We start from the raw sequence: 23,660 nt of genomic DNA on the forward strand, positions 1-23,660 counted from the left end.
GGCTCAGTCCTCCACCGCTTCGCTCTTGCCCAGTTCGGCCTTGAGCGTGAAGCTGTTGACGGTGGCGATCTTCTCGGTGCCCTTGAGGCCCGACTTGACGATGACCATGTCCCCGGCACTGTCGCCCAAAATGACGGGCACAGCTTTGAAGCCGGTCTGCGTGCGCACGAAGATGACGGTCCTGCCCTCGTCGGTCTGGACCGCCGTAGTCGGCACCTTGACGGCCCCATCGCCGTTGTCGCCGTCGTCGCTGCTGGAAAGCGCAATGGATGCGGTGACCGGTTCGCCTACTCGCCATTGGCCCGCGCGATTGTCGAGCATGGCGATCACCGGCACGAGGCGAGTGGCCGTGTCGAGTGCCGGGGACACGAAGGTCACGCGCGCGGTCGTCTCTCGGCCTGCCGCCTTGACGGTCACGGGATTGCCCGGATGCACGCGGCCGGCATCCTGCGGCAGCACGTTGAGCGAGAGCGAGACGCTGGAAAGGTTCGCCACGCGGAACAGCTCGGCATCGGCGGCTACGGTCTGGCCCAGCACCACGCTGCGCGCGATGATCTGGCCGGAGATCGGCGAGAGGATGGCGATACGGTTCAGTGCGCCGCCACCCGTGCCTGCCGCCGATACCTGCTGCTGGGCGAGGCGAAGCGCGATACGCGCCTCGGTCGCGGCGGTACGCGCTGCGATGAGATCCTGTTCGGGCGAGACTTTCTGGGCGAACAGGCGCTGTTCGCGATCGAGGTTGGATTTGGCGAGGGAAAGCCGCGCCCGTGCGGCGTCGATCTCGGCGTTGAGGGAGGCTGCCTCGCGGCTCTCGATCACGGCGATCGCCTGGCCTTGTCCGACCGAATGGCCAAGGTTGCTGGTCAGCGAGACCACACGCCCGCCGATCGCGGCGGAGACGACCTGCATACCCTGGGGGTCTGCGTCGATCGTAGCGGGAAGTTCGACAGTGCCCGAGCCGCCGATCATGGGATGTGCGATCTGGATACCGGCCAAACCGATCTGCTCGGCGCTCATGACGATTGTGCCCTCGACCCGCTTGGCGTCCGTCGCGCCTTTCTCTTCGACTGGGGGGTGTGCCGCCTTGTCGCCGTCACCGCAGGCCGTGAGGGCAAGGGCGAACGAGAGGGGCAATGCGGCGTAAGTGCGCTTATTCTGTTTCATGGCAATCAGTTTCCCCCTTGAGGCGCGGCGGCGGGCGCGGTCAGGCGCTCCAGCTGCGCACGGGCAATCTGGTAGGATGCGAGCGCATCGATGGCGACGATGCGGATTTCGGCGAGCGTGCGCTCGGCATCGAGAAGGTCGAGCTGGCTGAACTTGCCCTCCCGGTATCCGATACGGGCGATGCGTGCGGCTTCCTGCGCAGCCTGCAAGGCAGGGCCGGAAGCCGCACGAGCGGTTGTCGCGGCATTGTCGGCATCGGCCTGCGCGTTGGTGATGGCCTGCTCGATATCGAGGGCCGTCACCCGGCGATTAGCCTCGGCCTGCGTGCGCTGCGCGCCGGCCTGAGCAAGCGCGGCGCTGCCGCTGTCGAAGACCTGCAGCGGGATCGACACCGTGAAAACAGCAGCGAAATCCTTCGTCGCTTCCAGACGGCGCACCGACGGGCCGACGTCGATGTTCGGTGTCCGATTCGCCTTGGCGAGACGGACGCCGGCGTCGGCGATGGCGAGGTCCGCATCGGCGGCAGCCAGTGCCAGTGTGCCTTGAGGACCGATCGGCGCCGACGGTCCGTACGGCGCGGAAGCGGGCGGCAGCCGATCGAGCAGGGCCGCGTCGAGAGGACCGTCGATGGCCCGGCCTATCCGGCGTTGAAGGTTCGTGCGCGCGGCACGGGCAAGGCGGTCCTGCCGTTCGGCATTGGCTTCAGCGTTCACGCGCACCACGTCGGCGCGCTGCTTTTCGAGCGGTGAGGCGCGGCCTGCCTGAACCCGCACACCGGCGGCTCTAAGTGCGTCAGCAGCGATCCGTGCCTGGTCCTTCGCCGCGATCAGTCGGCGCTCGGCCGAGACAGCTTCCACGTAGAGCTGCGTCACGTGCAGGCGAACGTCGGCGGCGATGATGGCAGCCTGCAGTTCTGCTCGGGACAGTTCCGCGTTGGCGACTGCAACGCGGGCACTGCGCTTGCCGCCCAGTTCCAAGGTCTGCATGAATCCGGCCGTGGTCTCGTTGCTGCCGATGCCGGAATAGCGACCGGTTCCCATGACATTCTCGATCTGCCCCTGAGCGACCGGATTTGGGCGAAGTCCTGCGACCTTGCGGCCGGCGATTGCCGCATCGACACCGGCGCGACCGGCATCCACTGCCGGAGCGGAGCCGCCTGCTGCCGCGATGGCATCTTCGAGCATCAGCGTTACGGCGCCATAAGGTGCGCCCGGTACTTCCTGCGCCTGCACCGTTGCGGCACAGGACGCTGCGGCGAGCAACGCCGCGAGTACAGTCTTCATGATGTGATAGTCCTGACGGAGGATTCCTGACCGACAGTCAGCCGGTCGACGGAAGCGTCAGGTTCGTGGAGGGCGTGGCATCACGTTATCGTCCGCCGAATGCAGCGGCGAGGCCCCTTTGAAGCCGAAAGTTTGCCCGTCCGAGTCGGCAATGGGTTGCTCGAACGTCATCTGCATGGTGCCGAGGTCATGGTTATGGCAGGCACCATGATGGTGCGGGAGGCCGCTATCGGCATCTGCAGGCGCTTCGTCACCGTCGCCGGGCGCATGATAGGAGAAATCGTACCCGGCGTCGCTGCCGCTCGCCGCCTCTACGGCGTGCGCCATGCCGGACCAGCTGATCAGGATCAACATAAGGCAGGCAAGGAAAGGCAGCAGCGTGCGCATCGATCAGCCCCTACCACTCCGCCGGTGCGGTGTAACCCCATTCGGGTTGAAACCAGCTTGCTTTGTGCCTGCCTTTCTACTTGCGACCGCGGCGTCTCCGGTCATGCAATGACTCAGAGCGAAAAAATGGTCGGGGCGAGCAAGGCAAGGAGCCGCCCCGACCAAAGGTCACAGGATGAAGGAACGCCCCATGACAAGCGTTCCTTACGGGCTTGTGGCTTGACGAGAGAGGCAAGCTACATGACCTACGCTATTGCGACGCATTCGCATATGCAAGCTATTTTTTACTCCACGAATGTGTGCCTGACATTTCGGGGATGCCGCATCCTCCACGCTTGCTGGGCGGCTGTCGCACCTCGGTACGTCGCGGGCACGTTGCTGCGCTTGCAAAAGAAAAGCCGACCCAAGGGCCGGCTTGATGAAGTTGGGAGAGGATACCTGAAAGGCAAGGCGGATATGCAGGCGGAAGGTCGATGCGCCAAGCGCTACAAGCGCAATGGTTCATCGAATTTCCGCATCGAGTCCATCTGCGCAAAAAACAGGCAAGAATGCTTCAGGCGACATCTTTTACCCTTGCATTCGGATGCATGGCAGCCGCAGAAAGGTCGTCTCGGTTTTTGCAAAAGATCACAGACGTATTGGGAGCTTGATCGCACATGCCTGACATCGACAAGACTACGGACATCGCCGCTCTCACCGTGCAACTGCTGAGCGCCTATCTGGTGAACAATACAGTGGCATCCGAAGATCTGTCCGGATTGATACGATCGACCAAAGCGGCATTGACCGATGACGCCGTCATCGAGCCAGTCGTCGAGGAAGCACCGACGTACACACCCGCTGTTTCTGTTCGCAAGAGCCAATCGTCACCGGAACATTTGTTGAGCCTGATCGATGGCAAGCCGTACAAGACGCTCAAGCGTCATCTGGCAGCGCACGGATTAACGCCTGCGACTTATCGGGAGCGCTATAACCTTCCTGCGAGCTATCCGATGGTCGCGCCGGATTTTGCGGCCAAGCGCCGCTCCATCGCCGAGAAAATCGGACTGGGTAGCCGCAAGCAGAAAACCTCTGGAGAACGCGCTCCAGTCGTGGCCAGTTCGGATGCTTCCGCCAATGAACCGACCGTCGCTGCCTCGGTCGCGGCAAACGACGTGGCACCCGAACAGGTGCCGTCGGTCGCCGTTGCGCCAGCAAAGGCCAAGGGACGTCGGGTAAAGAAGCCTGCTGGATCGGCCGCTAAGGCGCTGGACGCCGGTAGGGCAGGTGATGCGACTGCCGCAGCGTCGGCTGAACCGGCGGCCCCGAAAGCGCCGCGGCGCAAGGTCAAGGTCGCATCGAAGCCCGCAATTGCGGCCTCGGCGCAAACGGAACCTGCTGCCGAGGACGCTAAGGCGCCTGCGGCTCCGAAGAGCACTCGGACCAAGAAGCAGAAAGAACCGGCCGTCGCCGCACAGGGCTCCAAGCCTGCAAAGCGCGGGGCTGCATCTTCAGAAGCGACGCCTGACACCGTAGAACCCACAAATAGTGTAGTCCCGGAAGTTCCGGCAAAGCGCCGTGGCAAGCTTGGTCTGTTCAGTAAAGGCGACACCGGGAGCAAGAAGACTGCACCAGCAGCAGCAAGTAAAGACGGCGCATCAGGTGAAAAAGCTAATGCCGCGAAGGCGGAGAAACCTCGCCAGACGGGCAGGCCTAAGCGGATGGCTCGAACGCCGAAGGCAGCCTCTCCCGACGCTGGCTGAGCGCTGCCGGGTTTGAGTTTTACGACTATCGCGCCTTCGATCCTGGCATGCGCCGCTTTCGGCGGTGAGTACGTCTCGCGCCGCACCTTCCTGGGCGAACTGCGGTTGACGTTCTGAACATGGCGAAGGTGCGGGCAAGAAGGTGGGCTATGGGAAAGGGTGTATGCCCTCGTTCCTGTTGGCACGGTGTTGACGGGGATGTCGGTAGGCCGACACGCAGGTCGCGGTCGTGATCATTCCCCCGTGCATGCCGGGGCGAGACAGGGGAAGGCTGCATCGTTGCCGCCGTCTTCCCTTGAAGCAAGGGTCGCACGGAAGCGCAGGTGCTGTGGTGTGGCATCGATGACCTCGATGGCGATGTCTGCGATTTGGATCGTCTTTTGTGCTAGCGGAAAACGCATAGTCTGCGCGCTGCTCGCCCGGGCAAGATCGCCGATGCTGTAGCCGCGTTGCTCGAAGGTCAATTCGCCGTCTTCGGTCCCAATATAGGCGATATCGTATATCGTTCCGCTCTCGTCGGTATCGTAGTTCTTCAGATCGGGCAGGGCGGTGCCTTTCGCGTAGTCGCGCGGTGGGACAACCGCATCGCCCGCCATGGTACGCTGCGGCGTGCCGAAAGTCTCCGGGGCGGGCGCGGTGGAGCGGATCACCGGCACCTTCGGATCGGCGCGCATACGGTCGTGAATGGTTGCGGGCGGCTCGCTCGCTTCGGTGTCGGCGATGAGCGCTTCGGCAAAGGCAACCTCGTCGATCTTGAGGGGAAACCCGCCGGTCGCGGCGCGATCGGTGGCGCATACGAACTGCATTTGTGCATCCGCCAGCGTTCCGGCGGTGACCGGCTCCGGGTCGGGATAACTGAGTGCGGTCTCGTCGAGCCGCTCGTCCCGGGAGCCATAGCGCAAGTACAGATCCCAGCTTTCGGTCTGCCTGCGGCAGTCGGTGATCATCCAGGCGCGCAGGGATGCGGCCGGGTTGCCGGGCTCGCGCAGGATCTGGCTGGCTTCGTAGCGCACCGTGTCGCCGTCCCGCCGGATTGAGCCGACGTCGACGAACAGCACCTTTTCCGCCGCTTGGGCCACGTACCACCACTCGGAAGACCGCGCCTGGGAGGTGGAGGGCAAAAGGATGCCAAGGCTCCATGCGATGCCGAGCATTGCCGATTTCATCGAATTCTCCCGATCAGGCTCAGGTGCCGCAGCTATGGGCGGTGGACACTACGCCGGAGATGGCGTCGGTGGCCATCGTGGCGGCATCCTTCGCAGATTTGCCGAGGTGAACAGCGTAGTAACGCCCCAGTTCGCTGCGTGCTGTCTCGACAGCAGCGGTGGGGACGCCATCGGGAGCGGCGATCTCGGGCCTGGCCTCATGCGGTGCCTGACCCAGCCGTGCACGGTCCAGCGCGGTCTGATACGATCGGTATGCGGCGAAGCGTATCGTCCCGTCGCAGTCCGGCCAGGTGCCGCGAATCCTCGCGGCGAGGGTGTCGAGCGCCGGGGTCGGGGGCAGGGTCTGCTCGCAGTCGTTGCGCAGCACGAAGTTGTCCATGGTGGAGCCGAATACCGATTCCGTGGCCTCGATCAGCGCCGGATGGCGTACGATCGCCCCGCACGGCAGGTTGCGCTCGATGCCGTTCGCATCTTCGTCGAGGTAAGGGCCTAGCACGTTGAGAAAGGCCGCGAAGTGGCGTTCGCTGGTGAACAGGTCGCCCGTCGTCCTAACCTTGGGAGAATCCCCGTAAGGTTCGGAGAGGATCGACCAGCCGAAGGATTGCCCCTCATCCGTGCTCAGGCGGGTCAGGTAAGGGAAGAGGAGGGCGGTGATGCGCGTCCTGACAACTGCCCGCTCCGGGGCCGACCAGTCGGTGTCGACGGGTTCCCGCGCCCAGAGCGCAACCGCTTCCAACACCGGTGCGAACTGCGGGTCGAGGCGGCGCAGCACCGGCAGCGCCTGGTCGGGAGCATGCATCAGCGCGGCGATGGCAAGTGCACCGTTGCGCTCGGCATAAACGGTCTTGAGGCATTTGCGGATTTCCGCGCCCTCGCAGCCGCGCATCCGTTTCAGCGCCTGGCGCTGGGCGGCCAGTTCGCTCGACGGGCCGGTGCCGAACGCGCTTTCGCGGGACAGCGCGAAGAGTGCGGCCATCTCCCGATCCGCGACGGCAAGCGCCGGATCGGTGCAGATCGCCCGCTCCATCGCCGTGCGCGCCGCCGTGCAGGAGAAGCTCGGGCCATCGGTATGCGCGGCTTCACCCTGCGCATGAGCCGAAAGTGCCCAGAGCGACGCCGTGATCGCCAGCCCCCAGCACGCGGCCAGATGTTTCGCAGCCTTCATCTAGATCCTTTCGTGTTCGTTCAGGCGTCGATCAGAGCGCCCCTTGCGTGCAGAGTTTCGATGACGCGCGCCGCCGCAAGGTCGGCTGGTCGCGCAACACCTAACAGAGCGAAAGTGCCGCCCAGCATGAACGCGCAATGCCCGTGCACGGTGGCGATAAGCGAACTGGTAAGCTCTGCCGCGTTTGCGGCCTCCGTTGCAGGCAGAACCGTCGCGACCTCTCGCGCGATGACGCCGGTGAGACGCATGCGCTCGGCGGCGAGCGTCTCGGGCATCTCCATGCCTTCCGGCACGCGGTGCTCGTAGATCGCCGACCACAGGTTGCGATGGGTCTGCGCGAAGTCGAAATAGCCCTGGACGAGGACGATAATGCGCGCACGCCCCTCGGCCCCGCCAAGGCGCTCTTCCAGCCACTCGCTCCAGAGCCTGAACGTGCGCGCGTTGATCTCCATGACGAGCCGGTCGACGTTCCCGAAGACGTGCATCACCGTGCCCACCGAATAGCCGATACGCTTGGCGACCTCACGCGCGGAGAACCGGGCATAACCGCTTTCGGCCATGACCTGCCGCCCGTTGTCGAGGATCAGCGATTCCAGTTCCTCGCGTCCGTGGTCCGATCTCCTGCCCATCGTCAGCCGGCCTTGCGCACGAAAGGATAGCGCATCTGCGCCAGATAGCCCTTCGGCACAGTTTCGGGCACGCCGTAGCCCTGCGGCCACTGCCCCTTGGGGAAGTAGTGCGTGCCGAAAAGACGGTCGAGCCAGGGGAAGTGGATCGCGAAGTTCTTGTCGATTCCTTCGGCTTCCAGCGCGTGATGCCAGTGGTGGAAGCGCGGGACCACGATGAACCGGCCCAGACGGTCGAAGTCGCCCCGGATGTTGGCGTGGATCAGCGAGGAATAGACGTAGACCATGCCGATGTAAGCCTGCATGACCGAAGGCAGGAAGCCCAGTGTCAGCAGTGGCAGCGAAGTTACACCGCGCAGAAGCACGATCTCGGCGAAGTGCATTCGCCCACCGGCCAGCCAGTCCATGGACCGGGCCGAGTGGTGCACCGCATGGAAGCCCCAGAGAAACGGGATGCGGTGGAACACGCGGTGGAACCAGTACTGCGTAAGGTCGGTCAGGAGCATCGCCATGATGAACTGGACCAACCACGGCAATCCGCCCACGGTTGCGCGAATACCCGAAAGGGCGGTGCCATGCGCGTTGAGATAGCTCGACGGCGCAAGGGCAAGGAAGGTGATCAACTGCACCAGCATCGAACTGACGAGGAAGTAGAACAGGTCCTCGCTCCACTCGGGGCGGAACAGGCGCTGCCTGCCGCGATGAGGCACGAGGCGTTCCAGCGGGGCGAACATCAGGCCGGTGGCGACAAGGTTCACCGCGAAGAAATCGACACCGAAGAACACGCCCCAGTCGTGCATCTCGCGCGGCTGGACCGACGCGCCGCCAAGGATGGTTCCCGCAAGTGCCACCATCAGCGCAGTCATGCCCATCGCCTTGCGCGGCCGGAGCAGCAAGCTCAGCAGGGCAAGCGCATAGGCGCCCAGCAGCGTTGTGTAGACGACGATGCGAAAGCCTGATGATTTCAGCACCACGGCCAGTTCCGGCGTGGCGAACCAGTCAGGCCAGCGCAGCGCGACCACGAAGCACAGCCCGGCGGCGGCCAGCAGCATGGCAAAGAACCCCGCGAACCAGCCGGTGCCGAAGCCGCGTGCTTCGATCGGCGCTTCAAGGTCGCGTACCAGCTTCTTCAGAAATCCCGTCATTGTCGGCCTTCTCCAAAGTCCATGCGATATCGTATATCGCTATAATCGAACGCTGTCTAATTTTATATTGCACAGCGTTCAATTCACCTGTACCCATGTCATGCAATTGAGATCGAAAGGTGCGTCATGACCGGGATCCTGCTGTTCGCCACGCTAATCCTGAGCGTTCTGCTATATGATACGCGGCGACGCATTGGGCGCCTCGAGCGGCTTATCCCGGATCATCAGGCATTGGATCATGCCGTGCCGGTCCAGCCGGAGCGGCCGGAACATCAGGAGGTTGAAGCGATCGCGGCGCCGGACCTCGATTTCCAGCCGCCGGCGCAATTCGTGCCGTTGACGTCTGACTCGGGAGCGGTTCCAACTCCTGCTGCGGCGAACGAGCCCGAACCCGGCGAAGCTCAGTCGGAACCGGAATTCGAGCCCGCTTCAGGGCCTGAGTCCACGTTTCCCCAGCGCGCAATCGCGTCATGGACCGGTCTCGGATTCGAGGATCTGTTCGGTCGCAAGTTGCCGATCTGGGCGGGCGGCATCACGCTGATCGTGGCAGCCGTGCTGATGGTGAAATACTCGATAGACACCGGCCTGCTTTCCCCGGTGGTGCGGGTAATCATGGGGCTGTCCTTTGGCGGCGCGTTGATCGGCATGGGTGAACTTGCGCGTCACCGTCAGGAGGTCGTGCGCGATATACGTGTCGCCCAGGCCCTCGCGGGCGCCGGTGTGGGCGGGCTTTATGCCGCGGTTCTGGCGGCGAGCAATCTTTATGAACTGGTCGGGCCCGGCACGGCTTTCGCCGGACTGACGGCGATCACTGCGCTCGCTCTTGGTCTTGCCCTCAGGTTCGGGGCACCTTGCGCCGTGCTCGGCCTTGTCGGCGGTCTGGCGACCCCCGCGGTCGTGCAATCGCAGAGCCCCAGCGTACCCCTGCTGGCGGGATACCTGGCGATCGTCATTGGCGCGATTACCCTGCTTTCACGGCGCCAGCGTTGGGCCTGGCTGGGCATCGGCGCGCTGACCGGCGGTGCGGGCTGGAGCCTGCTGACGATTGCCATGGGCGATCTGGACAGTGGATCCACGCTGGCGATGGGGCTGCTCGTGATCCTGTTCGGCCTCGGTCTGCCCGCTCTCGCAATGGAAGGGCGTTCCGCGCCGATACTGCGCGCGGTGACCGGCGTGGTCGGGGCGCTGCAACTGGCGCTGGTCGTCGCCCGTGGCGATTTCGCGCCGCTGACATGGGGGCTTTACGGACTGCTCTCGCTGGCGTTCGTCTGGCTGGCGGGACGCACGCCGATTCTGCAGCGCACGGTCGCCGTCCCGCTGCTGACGGCGCTTGGCCTGATTGCCATCTGGCCGGCGCCGGATGCAGGGTTGTTCGCGGCTGTCGTGGTCGGGATTGCGGCGATCTACGGCAGCTATGCGTTGCGGCACTTGTGGCACGTCACCGGAGGCCTCGTCGAAGTAGGCCTGCTCGGCGCGATTGCGCTGGGCGGTTACATGGTCAGCTTCGGAAAGTTCTACGAAGGAAATACGGGTCAGGACTTGCGGTTCGCGGTGCTGGCAATGGCTTTCGCCGCCTTGCCCGCGCTGGGTGCCGGGTTGGGCTGGCGCAGCAGCGAACGCCTGGGCGACGCGCGCTTCGCGTTGCTGGCATCCTGTTCGGGCTTGCTGGTGGTGCTGGCGGGGATGGTCGGCCTGCCCGAATGGTGCGTATCGATCGTGATCGCCGTAGTTGCCGCCGCGTTGCTCGGGCTGTCGGTCACGGCACGCGATAGCCGGCTGGCGAAGGGCGCGCTCGGCTTCCTGAGCGCCGCGGTCGCCGCTCTGGTTATCACGATAGAGACGACCGGCGAACTCGCGCGCCTTTTCCAAGCTGCATCGGTCCCGCATCCCGCGCGTGCCGTGCTGCGGTGGGCGACGCTGTGCATCGTCGCGACCGGCTTTGCATGGCGCAACGCCGGCACCGTACTGCGATATGCACTGCAGCCGCTGGCTATATTGCTCGGCTATGGCCTGGTCGCGCAACTCGTCCCGGCTGCATGGCTGCCCGTGGCCACGGCGGCGGCGCTCGTCGCGCTGGTGGAGGGTGGCCGCCGCCGCCCGGCTCTCGCGCCGGGACCGGCATTGGCGACACTGGGCGGCCTGTTGGTGCTGTGGGCGCTGGAGCCGATGGGGTACTGGCTTGCGGCCGGAGCACTGTCGCTTGGCGGAAACCCGGTGTTCTACACGGACCTGCCATCGGTCGGCGTCGCGATGGGCAGGCTGCTCGTACCGGCCATCGCGCTGGCCGTCGCGCTATGGCGCAGTCCCGAGCATCAGCCGGCCATCGTACGTGCGGGTGGTGCCGCATTGTCCGGCGGACTGACCCTCGTTGGCGTGCATATCCTGTTCAAGCAACTTTTTACCATCGGTGATTACGCCGCCTTCGTCCGCGTCGGACTCGCCGAACGGTGTCTGTGGCAGGCCCTGCTCATGGCGATGGGTGCCTTGGCATGGCGCTACCTGGCGGCACGCCGCATAGCCGTCGGGCTGATCATGGTGAGCATCGCGCACAACCTCGTCTATACTGTCGCGTTGCACGATCCCTTGTGGGCGAAGCAGGCGGTCGGGCCATGGCCTTTGGTCAACTTGCTGCTGCCGGCCTTCGGCATCACGTTCGTCGGCATATCGATCCTCTTCCGCATCGTGCCCGATCGAGCGGAGTACTGGACGAGAATCGGCGATGCCCTGCGCATGTCGATGATCCTGCTTTTCGCCTTCGCCACGTTGCGCCAGTTGTTCACCGGCACGGTATTGCCTGTCGGGGAGGTGTTGGAGATCGAGAACATCGGGCGTTCGGTGCTCGCCATCCTGCTCGCCATCGGGTTCCTGCTATGGGGCATCCGCAAGAGCTTGCGCGACTGGCGGCTCGCTTCTCTTGCCCTGATGCTGGGGGCCGTGGGCAAGGTGTTCCTGTTCGATGCTTCCGGCCTTGAAGGCTTGCTGCGGATCGCTTCATTCCTAGCGCTTGGCTTCAGCCTGATCGGGATCGGATGGCTTTATACCCGCTATCGTCATTAAGGGCCGTACGTGCGGGGCAGTCGAGCCGATCCTCGACTGCCGCACCCAATCGCGGTTTTTGTTCAAAAATGGATATGGCTTATCCACTCGCTAATGCGAGTGACTTGCATTTGTTTCCGCTGGCGCTAGAAGGCCCGCCCATAAAGGGAGGCCGCCAAGTCATGATTTTTCGTTCGCTGCTCGTATTGCCGCTGGCCATGGCCGCATGGCCCGCATTGGCCCAGAATTCGGATGGTCTTGCGGCTAGCCATGCGGATGCCGACGAAGGCATCGTCGTCACGGCCGCGCGAACGATCCTGCCGTTGAACGCGCTGCCGCTGACGGTCGATGTCATCGACAACGCGGCGCTCAATCAGCAGGTGGCCATCGGTGGTTCGATAGTCGATGCCGTCTCCGCGCTCACGCCTTCGTTCTCGCCCACGCGCCAGAAGCTGTCCGGCGCGGGCGAGACGCTCCGCGGCCGCTCTCCGCTTTACGCAATCAACGGTATTCCGCAGACGGCGCCGCTGCGCGACGGTGCCCGCGACGGCTTCGCCATCGATCCGTTCTTCGTCGATCGCGTGGAAGTCATTTACGGCTCAAATGCCTTGCAGGGGATCGGGGGCACTGGCGGTATCGTCAATCAGGTCACGGTCGGTCCGCCCCGGCAGGACGGTATTTCAGGCCGTGTGCTGGTGCAGGGCAATTCGGACACCGGCTTCAGCGACGATGGCAGGGGTGGCAAGGTAGCCGGCCTGATCGGCTGGCGACAGGGGCGCTTCGACGCGACCGTCGGCGCGGCATTCGAAAAGCGCGGCGTCTTCTACGATGGCCACGGCGATCGTGTCGGCACCGACCTGACGCAGGGCGAGACGCAGGACAGCCGATCCTGGTCGGTGTTCGGTCGCTTCGGCTATGCGGTGTCGGACACGGCGCGACTGGATATCATGGTCAATCGCTTCGAACTGAAGGGCGAGGGCGATTTCGTCGCGGCCAACGGCGATTACCGGCGCAACCTGCCGACGACTTCGGTTCGCGGTACGCCGCCGGGCGTCCCCGCGACCAATCGCACGCAAAGCGCCGCACTGACGTACACCGATTCCGATCTCTGGGGCGGCAACCTGATGCTCCAGGGGTTCTACAACCTTTCGCGTGATACCTATGGCGGCGAGATCGCGCCGATCGCGACGTTCCAGGATGCCGCGCTTGCGCCGATAGGAACGCTGTTCGACCAGTCGCAGAACCGTAGCCGCAAGTATGGCGGCAAGTTCTCATATGAACGCAAAGTCCCCGGTTTCGAGGCGCTGACGGCCACGGTCGGGCTGGATGTGCTCTACGACAAGACCGAGCAGCGCCTGATCGCGACCGGTCGTGCCTGGGTACCGCCCGCGGAATATCGCAGCCTCGCACCGTTCGCGCAGGCCAACCTCGCGTTGTTCGACGACAAGGTGCACCTCGCGGGCGGTGTCCGGCATGAGGACGTGCGCATCACCATCGACGATTATCGCACGCTGGCCAGCTATGGTGGCGGTTTTGCGGTGTCGGGCGGCACTCCCCGGTTCAGCGATACCCTGCTGAACGGCGGCGTCATCGTCGAACCGTGGAAAGGCATCCGGGCCTATGCCAGCTATGCGGAAGGCTACACGGTTCCGGATGTCGGCCGTATCGCGCGCGCGGTCAACCGGCCGGGCGTCGACATCGACGACTATGTCAACATCAGCCCGATCGTGTCGAACAACCGGGAATTGGGGGTTGAGGTCAAGCGCGGTCCGCTGGATGCCAGCGCGGCCTATTTCTGGTCTACCAGCAAGAACGGCTCGCTGCTGGTGCAGAGCGGCGGCGTGTTCGAAGTTCAGCGTCAGCGGGTGGAAATCCAGGGGCTCGAAATCAACCTCTCCGCGCAGACGCCGCTGCCGGGGCTTACGCTGTCGGCCGGTTACGCGCACCTTATTGGGCGCACCGATGGTTCCGATGACGGGATCGAGGCGGTCGATCGCGATCTGGATGGTGCTAACATTTCTCCCGATCGCCTGAACCTTGCCGCAAGCTACCGCCAGGGGGCCGTCTCCGCCCGTATCCAGACTCAGTTCTTCCTCTCGCGCAAGTTCGAGCGGGCACCGGGCAACTATGATGATACGTACGGCTTCGGTGGCTACAACGTCACCGATCTCAGCTTGCGCTACGATACGCGCCTGGGCGGTCTGACACTGGCTGCACAGAACATCTTCGACAAGTTCTACATAGACTACTACACCCAGACGGTGCGGCCGACGGACAATGCGCACTTCTTTGCAGGACGCGGTCGCAACTTCACACTGGGCTGGGATTACCGCTTCTGATGAAGCTGCTCGATACCCTGCATCGCTGGGCCGGCGGGCTTGTCGGCCTGCTGCTGGCGATCGTGGGGCTGAGCGGTGCGATCCTCGTCCACCGGGATGCCTGGGTCGTCCTGCCCCATGCCAACGATGCGCAAGTGCAGGATACCCGGGTGCTGGCTGCGACGAGTGCCAGACTGATGGCCGATCCAACGCGGCGGCCGCAGTCGATCACGTTCGCCGACGCGGGTTTCGGGCTGGACCGTCTCGTCTACAAGGGCGGGGCGGGCGCATACGTGACGCAGGCGGGGGATCCGGTGCTGGCCTGGGGCAGCGGGTGGCAGCGGCCGGAACTGTGGCTTTCGGACTTTCACCAGCACCTGCTTGCGGGGGAAGAGGGCGAGACGGTGATCGGGATCGCCGGCCTGTGCGGACTGTTCTTCGTCGTCAGCGGCACCGTGCTGTGGTGGCGGACACGGCGAACGTTCGAAGTGCGGCTGTGGCCTGCGCGATTGACGCGGCCATCGATCGTGCGTCAGCACCGCGACCTGGGGATCGTCGTCGCGCCATTGCTGGCGCTCTCGCTGGTGACGGGAACGGTGCTTGTGTTCCGGCCGCTGGCGTCGGTCATCCTTGGGCCGGGGGCACCTGCCGAGATCGACCGGGCCCTGAAAGCGCCTGCAGGGGGCGGAGCAAGGCTGGCGGACGATCTTGACTGGGCTGCGATGATACGTGCCGCCCGCACCCGTTTTCCCGATGCGGAAGTGCGCAGCCTTGCCCTGCCGCGCGGCGACAGCGGCCTCATCACCCTGCGGATGCGCGGTCCGGAGGAGTGGTTGCCGAACGGGCGGACGACCGTATGGTTCGCTGCCGACACCGGGCGCATGGTGGCTGCGCGAGACGCGCGTGATCTTCCCGGCAGGGTGACGGCCTACAACGCCCTTTATCCGCTCCACGCGGGCAAGGTCGGAGGCATCGTGTTCCGGCTGGTCATGACGCTGTCCGGCCTTGCGCTGGCCATGCTGGGCACGCTTGCCGTCTGGACGTTCTGGTTCAGGCGGCCCGCGCGCAAGGTGGCGTTTCGCCGGTGATGGCAGGGCCAGACTGCCTGTCTCTGCAATTGCAGAGCCTGAGCCTAGGACTTTTCAAGGGCAAGCGAGGCCGTGCCAAGGCTGTGCCAGTTTTTCTCCTGCAGGGTAAATCGTATTTCGGTCATTTTGAGGATCGGCGGCAGAATTCCGTGGTTCAGCGCAGTTGAGAATGCTGCCTGGATCACCCGTTCAAATCTCATGTCCGGAACGGCAACGAGGATCAGGCCCGGATCGGCAATCTTGACATAGCTCGCCAGTACCTGGCCAAGATGAGCGCCGGCGGTATCGAACACGGCGCGCGCGTCGCTGTCGCCTGCGCATGCCCGGTCGAGAAGTTCGATGAACAATGCCTCGACCTGGGCCTCGTTACGCGGATCCAGCTGGGAAGCGTCAGCGCTGAAACCGCGCAGCACTATGCTGTAGATCGAGGCGTAGGTCGTGGCGCAGCCACGCGATCCACAGTAACAGAGTTCAGCATCATCTGGACTGCCGGTCCGCACATGGGCGAGTTCAGGGCCGAAGCCGTGCACGCCGACGCGCGGCAGGCCATCGCTGTAGGCGGCCGAGTCCAGTGACAATCCTACGTTGACCAGAGTAAAGGTGTCATGGCCTTGGGCCGCGCCGTGCCAATGCTGGGCGCGCGCCTTGTAGGTCGTGCCTTTTTCTATGGTCACCGGCAGGCCGATCCTGTCGGCCACCGCAGCGGCGAAAGGATACGGCGTGTCTTCGAAAGTCGCCATGAAATGAACAACGCCTTCCACGCTGTCGACCAGCGCGGGAACGCCGATGCCGACATGCTCGATGCGCTCTCTGGCAAACCCGCTCGCATCGATCGCCTGGGCGATCGTTTCCGCCACCCGCTCCGCAAGTTCCGCGATTGAACCGGGGCCGGCGAAAGGCAGTTCGCTCTCGCTGCGGATGGTGCCGTTGAGATCGACGAACGTGATCAGAAGGGTGTTTGTGGTGGAAATGACGGCGCCCAGCACCAGCGGGCCTTCGCTCGCGATCGTCAGGTAAGTCCGCGGTCGTCCGGAGCGTTTCTCGGTTTCCCGCGCCTCAACGACGTATCCTCGCGCCACAAGCTCTGCGGTTGTCTGTGAGATCGTACCGGCAGCCAGACCGGTCAACCGGGGCAAATCGCTGCGAGAAACCGGAGCATGGACACGAATGGCCTTGAGCACTTCGAGGCGGCTCGTGCTTGGGCTTCGTTTGCGCATTGGCGCCACCAATAAGATGACGCCTCCCCGATGGGAAGGGGCAAGGTTATTTCACTATATGAAATATAGTTTGACAGGAGGCGGAGCGTTCTCAACAATCTGCCTCGGGAAACAACTGCGGCCGCAAACAACCCGCGTGCCGAAGCGCCGAACGAGCGTCAAAAACAGGGGGGGACCGATGAGGCACCAAGGGAAAAGTGCGCGCGCATATCATGGCGCTGCAGGATCGAGCTGGCATGCGCTGGCATTGGCCGGGCTGGCCGCAATGGGGGTGATACCCTGTTCGGCAGATGCCCAGGAGACCGGCCAGCAGGACATGCCGACCGTCGAGAACGAGATCGTCGTGACCGGTACGTTGCTTCGTGGCGGTGCGCCTGTCGGCTCCAATTCCGTGATGCTCGGCGCCGACACCATCCAGAAAACGGCTGCGATATCGTCCAACGAACTGCTGGCTTCGGTGCCGCAGGTCTCCAACTTCTTCAATCGCGTGCCCCTGGCCGATCTCGCGATTGCCACGAACCAGATTCAGGTGACCCGGCCGAATATCCGCAACCTGGCACCGGGCGGAAAGACGAGTGTGGCGGCGAGTTCGCCTACCCTTATCCTCGTCGACGGGCACCGTATCGCTTCGGTCGGTGTGAACCAGGCTTCCATCGACCCCGATCTCATACCCATCGGCGCGATCGAGCGCGTGGACGTGGTCACTGAAGGCGGCTCGGCGACCTACGGCGCGGATGCGGTTGCGGGGACGATCAATTTCGTCACCCGGCGACGGTTCGACGGGCTGAAGGTCGATGGGCACTACGGCTTCGCCGACGATTACTGGCAATGGGATGCCAGCGCCACGGCTGGCAAGGACTGGGGCAGCGGATCGCTCTATGTTTCCTACAGCTATTCCAAGAGCGACAAGCTCTATGGCCGGGAGCGCAGCTTCATCCGCGATCTGGATTACACCGCGCAGCCCTATCGGCCCCGCGACCTGACTTGCGCATCGCCGAACCTGTCGCTGAATACCGTGATTCCCGCTTTCGGTGCGACGGTCGCCTCGGTCAACTACGCGGCTCCTGCCTATGTCGCGGGTACGCGCAACCTCTGCGACAATTCGCAGGACGACGTCTACATCCCGTCGGCGGAGCGGCACGGCGTGCTGGCCAGCCTGTTCCAGCAGTTGGATGACCGGACCGAGGTTACCGTGAAGGCGTTCTACGCGCGCCGATCGACGCTCAAGACGGGCGATCTGACCGGCGTCGTCGCCGTCAGCCCGGCCAACCCTTACGCCGCCGCCAGTTTGCCGCCGGGATTGGCGCTCGGGCCCACGACTGTTCAGATTCCCGGGTTCGGGACATTTCCTGCGGTCAATCTCGCCTCGGTAAGCTTCAATCTGCGACCGGTCCTGGGCGCAGACGCGCAGCGGGAACGCACCCGTCTGGAGGAGTGGGGCTTCAACGCCGAAGTCGTTCGCGATCTCGACGACAACTGGCAGGCCCGCCTGCTGTTCAACTGGAGCGAAAGCGACAGTTCGTTCGCACTTACCGGCATAAGCAGTGCGCGGCTCAACGCCGCCGGCGCCGGCACGAGCCTTGCCACGGCTTTCAACCCGTTCGACGTCAGCAGCAACAACCCGGCGCTCCTCGCCGACCTGATCGACAGCCAGATCGGGGGGCAGGCGCGCGACAATCTGGTCGACATCCGGGGCATCGTGGAAGGCCGCCTTGCAGTGCTGCCCGGCGGCGATCTGCGGCTGGCCGTCGGTTACGAATACATGAATGACCAGCTGCAGCAGCGCTATCTGAGCGACATCCGCATCGGCACGCTCTCGACCTATCCGTTCGCCAGCTATTCACGCAACGTGCACGCGTTCTTCGGTGAGGTGCGGGCGCCGTTGCTGTCCGACGGTGCCGGCGGCAGCATGCTCACCCTGTCGGCATCCGGTCGCTACGACAAGTACAGCGACTTCGGCGGAACGTTCAACACCAAGTTCGGCGGGACGTTCAAGCCGGCGGAATGGCTGTCCCTTCGCGGGAACTGGGGCACCTCGTTCACCGCTCCGACGCCGCTCGACCAGTTGGGGTCGCAGCGCAACACGATCAGTTCCTTCGCGTTCGTTCCCTTCGCCAACCCCGCCGATCCGCCACCGGGCGGCGCCTATACGGTCTCGATCCAGGGATCGACCGCCAACCTCAAGCCGCAAACCGCCGATACCTGGTCCGTCGGCGCGGACCTCACGCCGTTCCAGGGCTTGCGGGCGAGCGTCAACTATTATGACGTGAAGTTCCAGGACATCCTGCAGACGCCGCTCGTCAATGCGGATATTCTCGACAATTATCCCAGCCAGATCCTGACCCGAGGGACCGGCTTCTCCGCTGCCGAACTGCTGGCTTTCGCCGCCGGTGCACCAAACGGAGAGGCTGTCGTTCGACCGCTGATCGACAGTGGCACGCTGGTCTATTCGCTTGTCGACTTCCGGGTCGCGAACTTCGGCATCCTGCACATCAAGGGCATCGATTTCGACGTCAACTATGCGTACGATACCAGCTTCGGCAGCATCGACGCATCGGTCAACGGCAACCGCCCGCTTTCGCGCAAGGCGCAGGCGAGCCCGACCTCCCCGGTCGTCGATGAACTCGCGCTCGAAAGTCCCAAGCTGTATCTGCAGGCGGCTCTCGGCGCCACCGTCGGAGGTCTGCGTGCGCAGGCGACGTGGAACCACACAGGCGGCTATGCCATCGCGCCGACCAGTTCCGTGCCGGTACAGGACCGCGTTGGAGCGTTCGATACGGTCAATCTCTTCTTCAAGTACGATGTGCCCGGTCAGAGCGCGCTGCTGAAGAACCTGAGCTTCACGCTCAACGTGAACAACGTCTTCGATCAGGATCCGCCGCTGCTGCGCCGGAACCTACCCAGCGAACTGGGCTTCGCCAACGGCTTCACTTTCGGCCGCATGTTCATCCTCGGGGTGAGCAAGCAGTTTTGACCTTGCAGCAGGGGGGGGGCATCGACCGCCCGAACACACAGCATATCGGACTTGTCCGATGCCTTGGGAGACGATCATGAAAAATTCGTTCATCGGCGCCGGAGCCATCGGTCTGGCCGTTCTGGCGGGATCGACCTGCCTTGCGACTTCCAGCGCGGCGGCGGAATGCAAGTTCGCGCCTGTCCGGAAGATCGACAGGGATGTCGGCGTCGACCCACAATTGCTGATCGATGGCGCCTGTACCGATCCCGACTACAACGAGAACACGTTCGTCGTGGACAAGACCGAACAGCTTTCATTGGAAGTGTCCGGCGGACCTACGATCCCCTACACTCAGGTCACCGGTCACTTCCCGGCGACGCGAACGGCCGCAACGCTGCCGTCGTACGTGCGGCAGAGCCCGACACTTTTCCGGCAGGACTACGTATTCCGTTTCCCCGCGAAGGCATTCTGGAAGCACCGTTCCTTTCAGCAGCAGCACCCGTCGGGCGGCGGCGTGGTTGATAACCGGATGGCGTTCACCAACGGCGCGTTCTCAGTCAACTGGATGAGCGCAAGCACGGCCAATTCGGTGGCCAGCCATCGCCATGAGGCGGCGGCCACGAAAGTCGCCAAGGCCTATGCCAACAAGCTCTACGGCAACTCGGCGAAAATCTACAGCTACTTCTGGGGCTGCAGTGGAGGCGGCATCGTCAGCATGGCCGCCGCAGAGAACACCGTCGGTGTTTGGGATGGCGTCCAGCCGCAATGTCTGGGGCCGAAGGGCGTGGCGACTTTCCATTCGTTCCAATGGCAGGCACACTACACAATGGCGATCCCGCAGGCGAAGCGCGACGCCATCGCCGCAGCGGCAGCGCCCGGCGGCACCGGCGACATTTACGCCGGGTTGAACGATGAAGAGAAGGCCGTCCTCGACGAGTTCATCGCCGCAGGCTACCCGCTGCCCGCCATCGGCAACCATTTCAAGAGCCTGGTGCCGTTGGTCGACCCCATCGACATCCGCATGGCGGATCCGACCTACGAGGATGATTTCTGGTCCAAGCCGGGATATGCTGGCGCAAATCCGCCAGCCTATCTCAAGACGGCGTTGATCGATGGCTGGGCGACGATCACCGGGATCGATCGCAGCGCTGACGGCGCGCCGGAGACGATCCGGTTCGATCCCGCGACGCTTCCCCGGCTCGGCGTCACAGGCGACAACTACCTAGAGTTCTTCGTCTATGGTGCAGACGGCAAGACGCGCCTGATCGACCCCGAGACCGTGGTCGGCGAGCCGAGCGACAATCGCCGCCGGTACAGCCTACAGGGCAAGTACGATCCGGTGGCGGGCACGCTTGCACTGACCGGCACCACGACCAACGTGTTCGGAAAGACGTCGCCGCTGACCAACAGCAAGCTCCTGCTCGACGGCCTGAAAATCGGCGGCAAAATCAGGGTCAACAACCGCTTCATCCTGGCGATGTACTACTACCCGCGCTACAGCAACATTCCGGGCAGCCGAAGCTACGACCAGTATCGTAACGCCGACGGGTCGGCCAGGTACCCGCAGCGCGCGGACATCAGCGTCCTGTGGGGAGCGAACTATCGCACCATGGGCGGACGAGTCGAAACCGGCGACGTCAAGACCAGGACCATGATCATGGAGGGCATGAGTGACAACCTCTCCTGGCCGATCTTCAATGCCAGCTATGCCGAGCAGATCCAGCATGCCCTCGGCACGGCCAAGGCGGACAAGACGATGCGCTTCTACTTGCACGACAACGGCAATCACAGCACCGGAGGCGGCGAGCCGGGAATCTTCCAGCAATCGATCCAGGACCTGATGGCATGGGTGGAGCGCGGCGTGACGCCGCCGCCTTCGACGCGGTACACCATCCAGAAGGGCCAGGTCATGCCCGCGCCGCGCGCCGCCGATCGCGGTGGGCTCCAGCCGGTGATGACGCTCGCGGTCGACGGGGAAAATCGCGCGACGGTGGCGGCGGGTCAGCCGGTCAGGCTGGCGGCCACGCTGGAGATGCCTCCCGCCACTGGCAAGATCGTCCAGTATTTCTGGACGGTGTCGGGGACGGACGAGACGCCCACGGATCTATCCGCGCCGCAGCAGAAGGTGGATGTCGAGCGCACGCTGAGCTTCCCGGCTGCCGGCTCGTACCTCGTCCGGCTGACCGTGAACGGGCAGCGCGACGGGCAGATCGATCCGTTCGACAAGACGCTGCTGCGCAACTTCAAGGAGGTGCGCATCCTGGTGCAATAGGCGGTTGCCGCCTACTTCTTCATGGCCTGCACGAAGGCAAGCGCGCCCTTCACGTGATCGCGAACCTCGTCTTCGTTGTGAACGAAGGCGATCTTGCCGGAGGGCGCGATCACGTAAGTCGTGCGGGTATTGAACATCGCGCCGTCGTTGACGTCGAAAGCGTTCACAAGGCTTTCGTCTGCGCTGGCCAGAGCGAATTTTCCGTGTGCCGCGCCGGTTGAAAGGCCGCTCAGCGATCCGACGGAATCGCGCGACATGCCGACGACGGTTGCGCCCGCAGCGCGAAATTGATCGACCTTGGCCGCAAACTCTTCCGTTTCGGCGGCCTCAGTGAAGGCGGACGGAAAGAAGTACAGCACGACCGGGCCATCCTTGAGCAAGGCAGTGAGTTTGATCTGCCTAAGCGATCCATCCTGTACCGCATCGACCGTGAAGACCGGAGCCTGATCGCCTACGACCAGCGCTGCGTGCGCCTGATTTGCGAACATAAGATATAGACTGGAAATTGCGAACGCGATTTTCATGGCCACTTTTCACACATGAAGCCTTCGGTCCGCCATGGAAAACGGTATCGGCAAATAATGATCGCAGGCGCGAAGGGGAAGGATCTTCAAGAGATATGCGATTCATCAATCATGTTCGAGATTATTGCGACAACATATTTTCGATAAAGTGCTGGGGTCGTATTGAATAAAAATTTTCAATTTACCGCGCATGAGGCCCAAAATCCTTCAACGCCTGCTGCAGACTAGGCAGTTCGCGGGAAACCCATGCCGGGCCGAGCCCGGCAGGCGGCTGCTATCCCAGGACCAGTTTGTCGTGCTGCGTCACCTGTTCAGCGACTTGGCGCAAGCGAGATCAAGGCGCAAACTCTAATGCAAGGTGCTCCAGTTTCCGGGGGGTCAGGTCATGCCTTCCCAGATCGCCGCGATGCCCTGGCCGCCTCCGATGCACATCGTCGTCAGGCCGTAGCGCCCGCTGGTCCGGCGCAGTTCGTGGAACAGCTTGGTGGCGATGATCGCGCCCGTCGCACCGACCGGATGACCAAGCGCGATGCCGCTGCCGTTGGGGTTGACCTTGTCCGGATCGAGCCCGAGTTCCTGCGCCACCGCGCAGGCCTGCGCGGCGAAGGCCTCGTTTGCCTCGATCACGTCGAGGTCGGCGACGGCAAGCCCCGCCCGCGCCAGCGCCGCGCGGGTCGCCGGGACCGGGCCGATGCCCATGTATTCGGGCTCGACGCCCGCGTGGCCGTACGAAACGAGCCGGGCCAGCGGCGTCAGGCCATGGTCGCGGACCGCCTGCTCGCTGGCGAGCACGACCGCCGCCGCGCCGTCGTTGATGCCCGAGGCATTGCCGGCGGTGACGGTGCCATCGGTCTTGCGGAATACCGGGCGCAGCGTCTCGAAGTCGGCGAGGGTGGCATCGCGGCGGACGTATTCGTCCTCTTCGAACAGGCGGGTGCCCGCGCGCGTCTTCAGTTCGAACGGGGCGATCTGCTCGCGGAAACGCCCTTCCGCGATCGCGCGCGCGGCGCGGGTCTGGCTGGTGAGGGCGAGGGCGTCCTGCTGTTCGCGGCTGATGCCGTGGCGTGCGGCGACGTTCTCCGCCGTCACGCCCATCAGGATCTCGTGGAAGGGATCGGTGAGCGCGCCGTTCAGTCCGTCGATCACCGCGCCGTCGCCCATCTTGCGGCCCCAGCGCATGTCGGGGAGGTAGAACGGCGCGCGGCTCATGACCTCGGTGCCGCCTGCCAGCGCCACGTTGCAGTCGCCCAGCATGATCGCCTGCGCGGCCGAGATGATCGCCTGCAGCCCCGATCCGCACAGCCGGTTGACGGTCAGCGCGGGCGTCTCGACCGGCAGCCCGGCGCCGAGCGCGGCGATGCGGGCGACGAAGTGGTCGCGCGGGTGCGTGGTGATGACATGCCCGAACACGACATGGCCGACCGCCTCGGCCGCCACCCCGGAACGGACAAGCGCGGCGCGGGCGGCGTGAGCGCCGAGGTCTCCTGGCGTCTGGTCCTTGAGCGAACCGCCGAACGATCCGATGGCGGTGCGGGCGGCGGCGACGGCGTAGATGGTGGTCACGAGAGCGG

16 protein-coding genes are annotated in these 23,660 nt (G+C 64.2%); 6 read left to right on the forward strand and 10 right to left on the reverse strand.

Features of this window, described 5'->3' with window-relative positions; genetic code table 11:
* Positions 1-3 precede the first annotated feature (3 nt).
* Genes PKE80_RS18880 through PKE80_RS18890 form a run of 3 tightly spaced genes read right to left on the reverse strand, consistent with a single transcriptional unit; the run spans position 4 to position 2,834 of the window.
* Positions 4-1,164 carry an efflux RND transporter periplasmic adaptor subunit gene (locus tag PKE80_RS18880; RefSeq protein ID WP_271183821.1) on the reverse strand — a complete coding sequence of 387 codons (1,161 nt, stop codon included), beginning with the start codon at positions 1,162-1,164 and terminating at the stop codon, positions 4-6.
* Between the two features lie 5 nt (positions 1,165-1,169).
* A complete protein-coding gene (locus PKE80_RS18885) occupies positions 1,170-2,447 on the reverse strand; it encodes a TolC family protein (RefSeq protein WP_271183822.1) in 1,278 nt (425 codons plus the stop codon).
* Between the two features lie 57 nt (positions 2,448-2,504).
* Positions 2,505-2,834, reverse strand: a complete 330-nt coding sequence (locus tag PKE80_RS18890; protein ID WP_271183823.1) for a hypothetical protein — start codon at positions 2,832-2,834, stop codon at positions 2,505-2,507.
* A 656-nt stretch (positions 2,835-3,490) separates the two neighbouring features.
* On the opposite strand from PKE80_RS18890, the gene PKE80_RS18895 reads away from it, so the two are divergent.
* The gene (locus PKE80_RS18895) at positions 3,491-4,576 is read left to right on the forward strand and encodes a Ros/MucR family transcriptional regulator (RefSeq protein ID WP_271183824.1); all 1,086 of its coding nucleotides are present in this window, start codon (positions 3,491-3,493) and stop codon (positions 4,574-4,576) included.
* 233 nt (positions 4,577-4,809) lie between these two features.
* Here PKE80_RS18895 and PKE80_RS18900 read toward each other — a convergent pair whose 3' ends face one another.
* The 4 genes from PKE80_RS18900 to PKE80_RS18915 are packed head-to-tail and all read right to left on the reverse strand — an operon-like array spanning position 4,810 to position 8,678.
* Positions 4,810-5,742, reverse strand: a complete 933-nt coding sequence (locus PKE80_RS18900) for a surface-adhesin E family protein (RefSeq protein WP_271183825.1) — start codon at positions 5,740-5,742, stop codon at positions 4,810-4,812.
* Positions 5,743-5,761: 19 nt separating this feature from the next.
* A complete protein-coding gene (locus PKE80_RS18905) occupies positions 5,762-6,907 on the reverse strand; it encodes a lysozyme inhibitor LprI family protein (RefSeq protein WP_271183826.1) in 1,146 nt (381 codons plus the stop codon).
* 20 nt (positions 6,908-6,927) lie between these two features.
* Positions 6,928-7,536, reverse strand: a complete 609-nt coding sequence (locus PKE80_RS18910) for a TetR/AcrR family transcriptional regulator (RefSeq protein WP_271183827.1) — start codon at positions 7,534-7,536, stop codon at positions 6,928-6,930.
* A 2-nt stretch (positions 7,537-7,538) separates the two neighbouring features.
* Entirely contained in the window at positions 7,539-8,678 is a 1,140-nt protein-coding gene (locus tag PKE80_RS18915) for a sterol desaturase family protein (RefSeq protein ID WP_271183828.1), read from the reverse strand.
* Between the two features lie 126 nt (positions 8,679-8,804).
* Between PKE80_RS18915 and PKE80_RS18920 the strand changes: the two genes are divergently transcribed.
* From PKE80_RS18920 to PKE80_RS18930, 3 genes are all read left to right on the forward strand, one after another.
* The gene (locus tag PKE80_RS18920; protein ID WP_271183829.1) at positions 8,805-11,735 is read left to right on the forward strand and encodes a DUF2339 domain-containing protein; all 2,931 of its coding nucleotides are present in this window, start codon (positions 8,805-8,807) and stop codon (positions 11,733-11,735) included.
* Between the two features lie 161 nt (positions 11,736-11,896).
* On the forward strand, positions 11,897-14,053 hold the full coding sequence (locus PKE80_RS18925) for a TonB-dependent receptor (protein ID WP_271183830.1): 2,157 nt from the start codon (positions 11,897-11,899) through the stop codon (positions 14,051-14,053).
* A complete protein-coding gene (locus tag PKE80_RS18930) occupies positions 14,053-15,120 on the forward strand; it encodes a PepSY-associated TM helix domain-containing protein (protein WP_271183831.1) in 1,068 nt (355 codons plus the stop codon). Before PKE80_RS18925 ends, PKE80_RS18930 begins: the two co-directional genes overlap by 1 nt.
* A gap of 44 nt (positions 15,121-15,164) precedes the next feature.
* Here PKE80_RS18930 and PKE80_RS18935 read toward each other — a convergent pair whose 3' ends face one another.
* Positions 15,165-16,301 carry an ROK family transcriptional regulator gene (locus tag PKE80_RS18935; RefSeq protein ID WP_271183832.1) on the reverse strand — a complete coding sequence of 379 codons (1,137 nt, stop codon included), beginning with the start codon at positions 16,299-16,301 and terminating at the stop codon, positions 15,165-15,167.
* Positions 16,302-16,608: 307 nt separating this feature from the next.
* Between PKE80_RS18935 and PKE80_RS18940 the strand changes: the two genes are divergently transcribed.
* Both PKE80_RS18940 and PKE80_RS18945 read left to right on the forward strand, forming a co-directional pair.
* Positions 16,609-19,311 carry a TonB-dependent receptor domain-containing protein gene (locus PKE80_RS18940; RefSeq protein WP_271183833.1) on the forward strand — a complete coding sequence of 901 codons (2,703 nt, stop codon included), beginning with the start codon at positions 16,609-16,611 and terminating at the stop codon, positions 19,309-19,311.
* Positions 19,312-19,387: 76 nt separating this feature from the next.
* The gene (locus tag PKE80_RS18945) at positions 19,388-21,565 is read left to right on the forward strand and encodes a PKD domain-containing protein (RefSeq protein ID WP_271183834.1); all 2,178 of its coding nucleotides are present in this window, start codon (positions 19,388-19,390) and stop codon (positions 21,563-21,565) included.
* Positions 21,566-21,576: 11 nt separating this feature from the next.
* Here PKE80_RS18945 and PKE80_RS18950 read toward each other — a convergent pair whose 3' ends face one another.
* Together PKE80_RS18950 and bktB are read right to left on the reverse strand one after the other, a co-directional pair.
* A complete protein-coding gene (locus tag PKE80_RS18950; RefSeq protein ID WP_271183835.1) occupies positions 21,577-22,089 on the reverse strand; it encodes a redoxin domain-containing protein in 513 nt (170 codons plus the stop codon).
* 378 nt (positions 22,090-22,467) lie between these two features.
* Positions 22,468-23,652, reverse strand: coding sequence for a beta-ketothiolase BktB (gene bktB / locus PKE80_RS18955; RefSeq protein WP_271183836.1), 1,185 nt, complete (start codon positions 23,650-23,652; stop codon positions 22,468-22,470).
* Between the last annotated feature and the right edge of the window lie 8 nt (positions 23,653-23,660).

Source organism: Novosphingobium resinovorum (assembly GCF_027922145.1).
In the GTDB taxonomy this organism is placed as follows: domain Bacteria; phylum Pseudomonadota; class Alphaproteobacteria; order Sphingomonadales; family Sphingomonadaceae; genus Novosphingobium; species Novosphingobium resinovorum.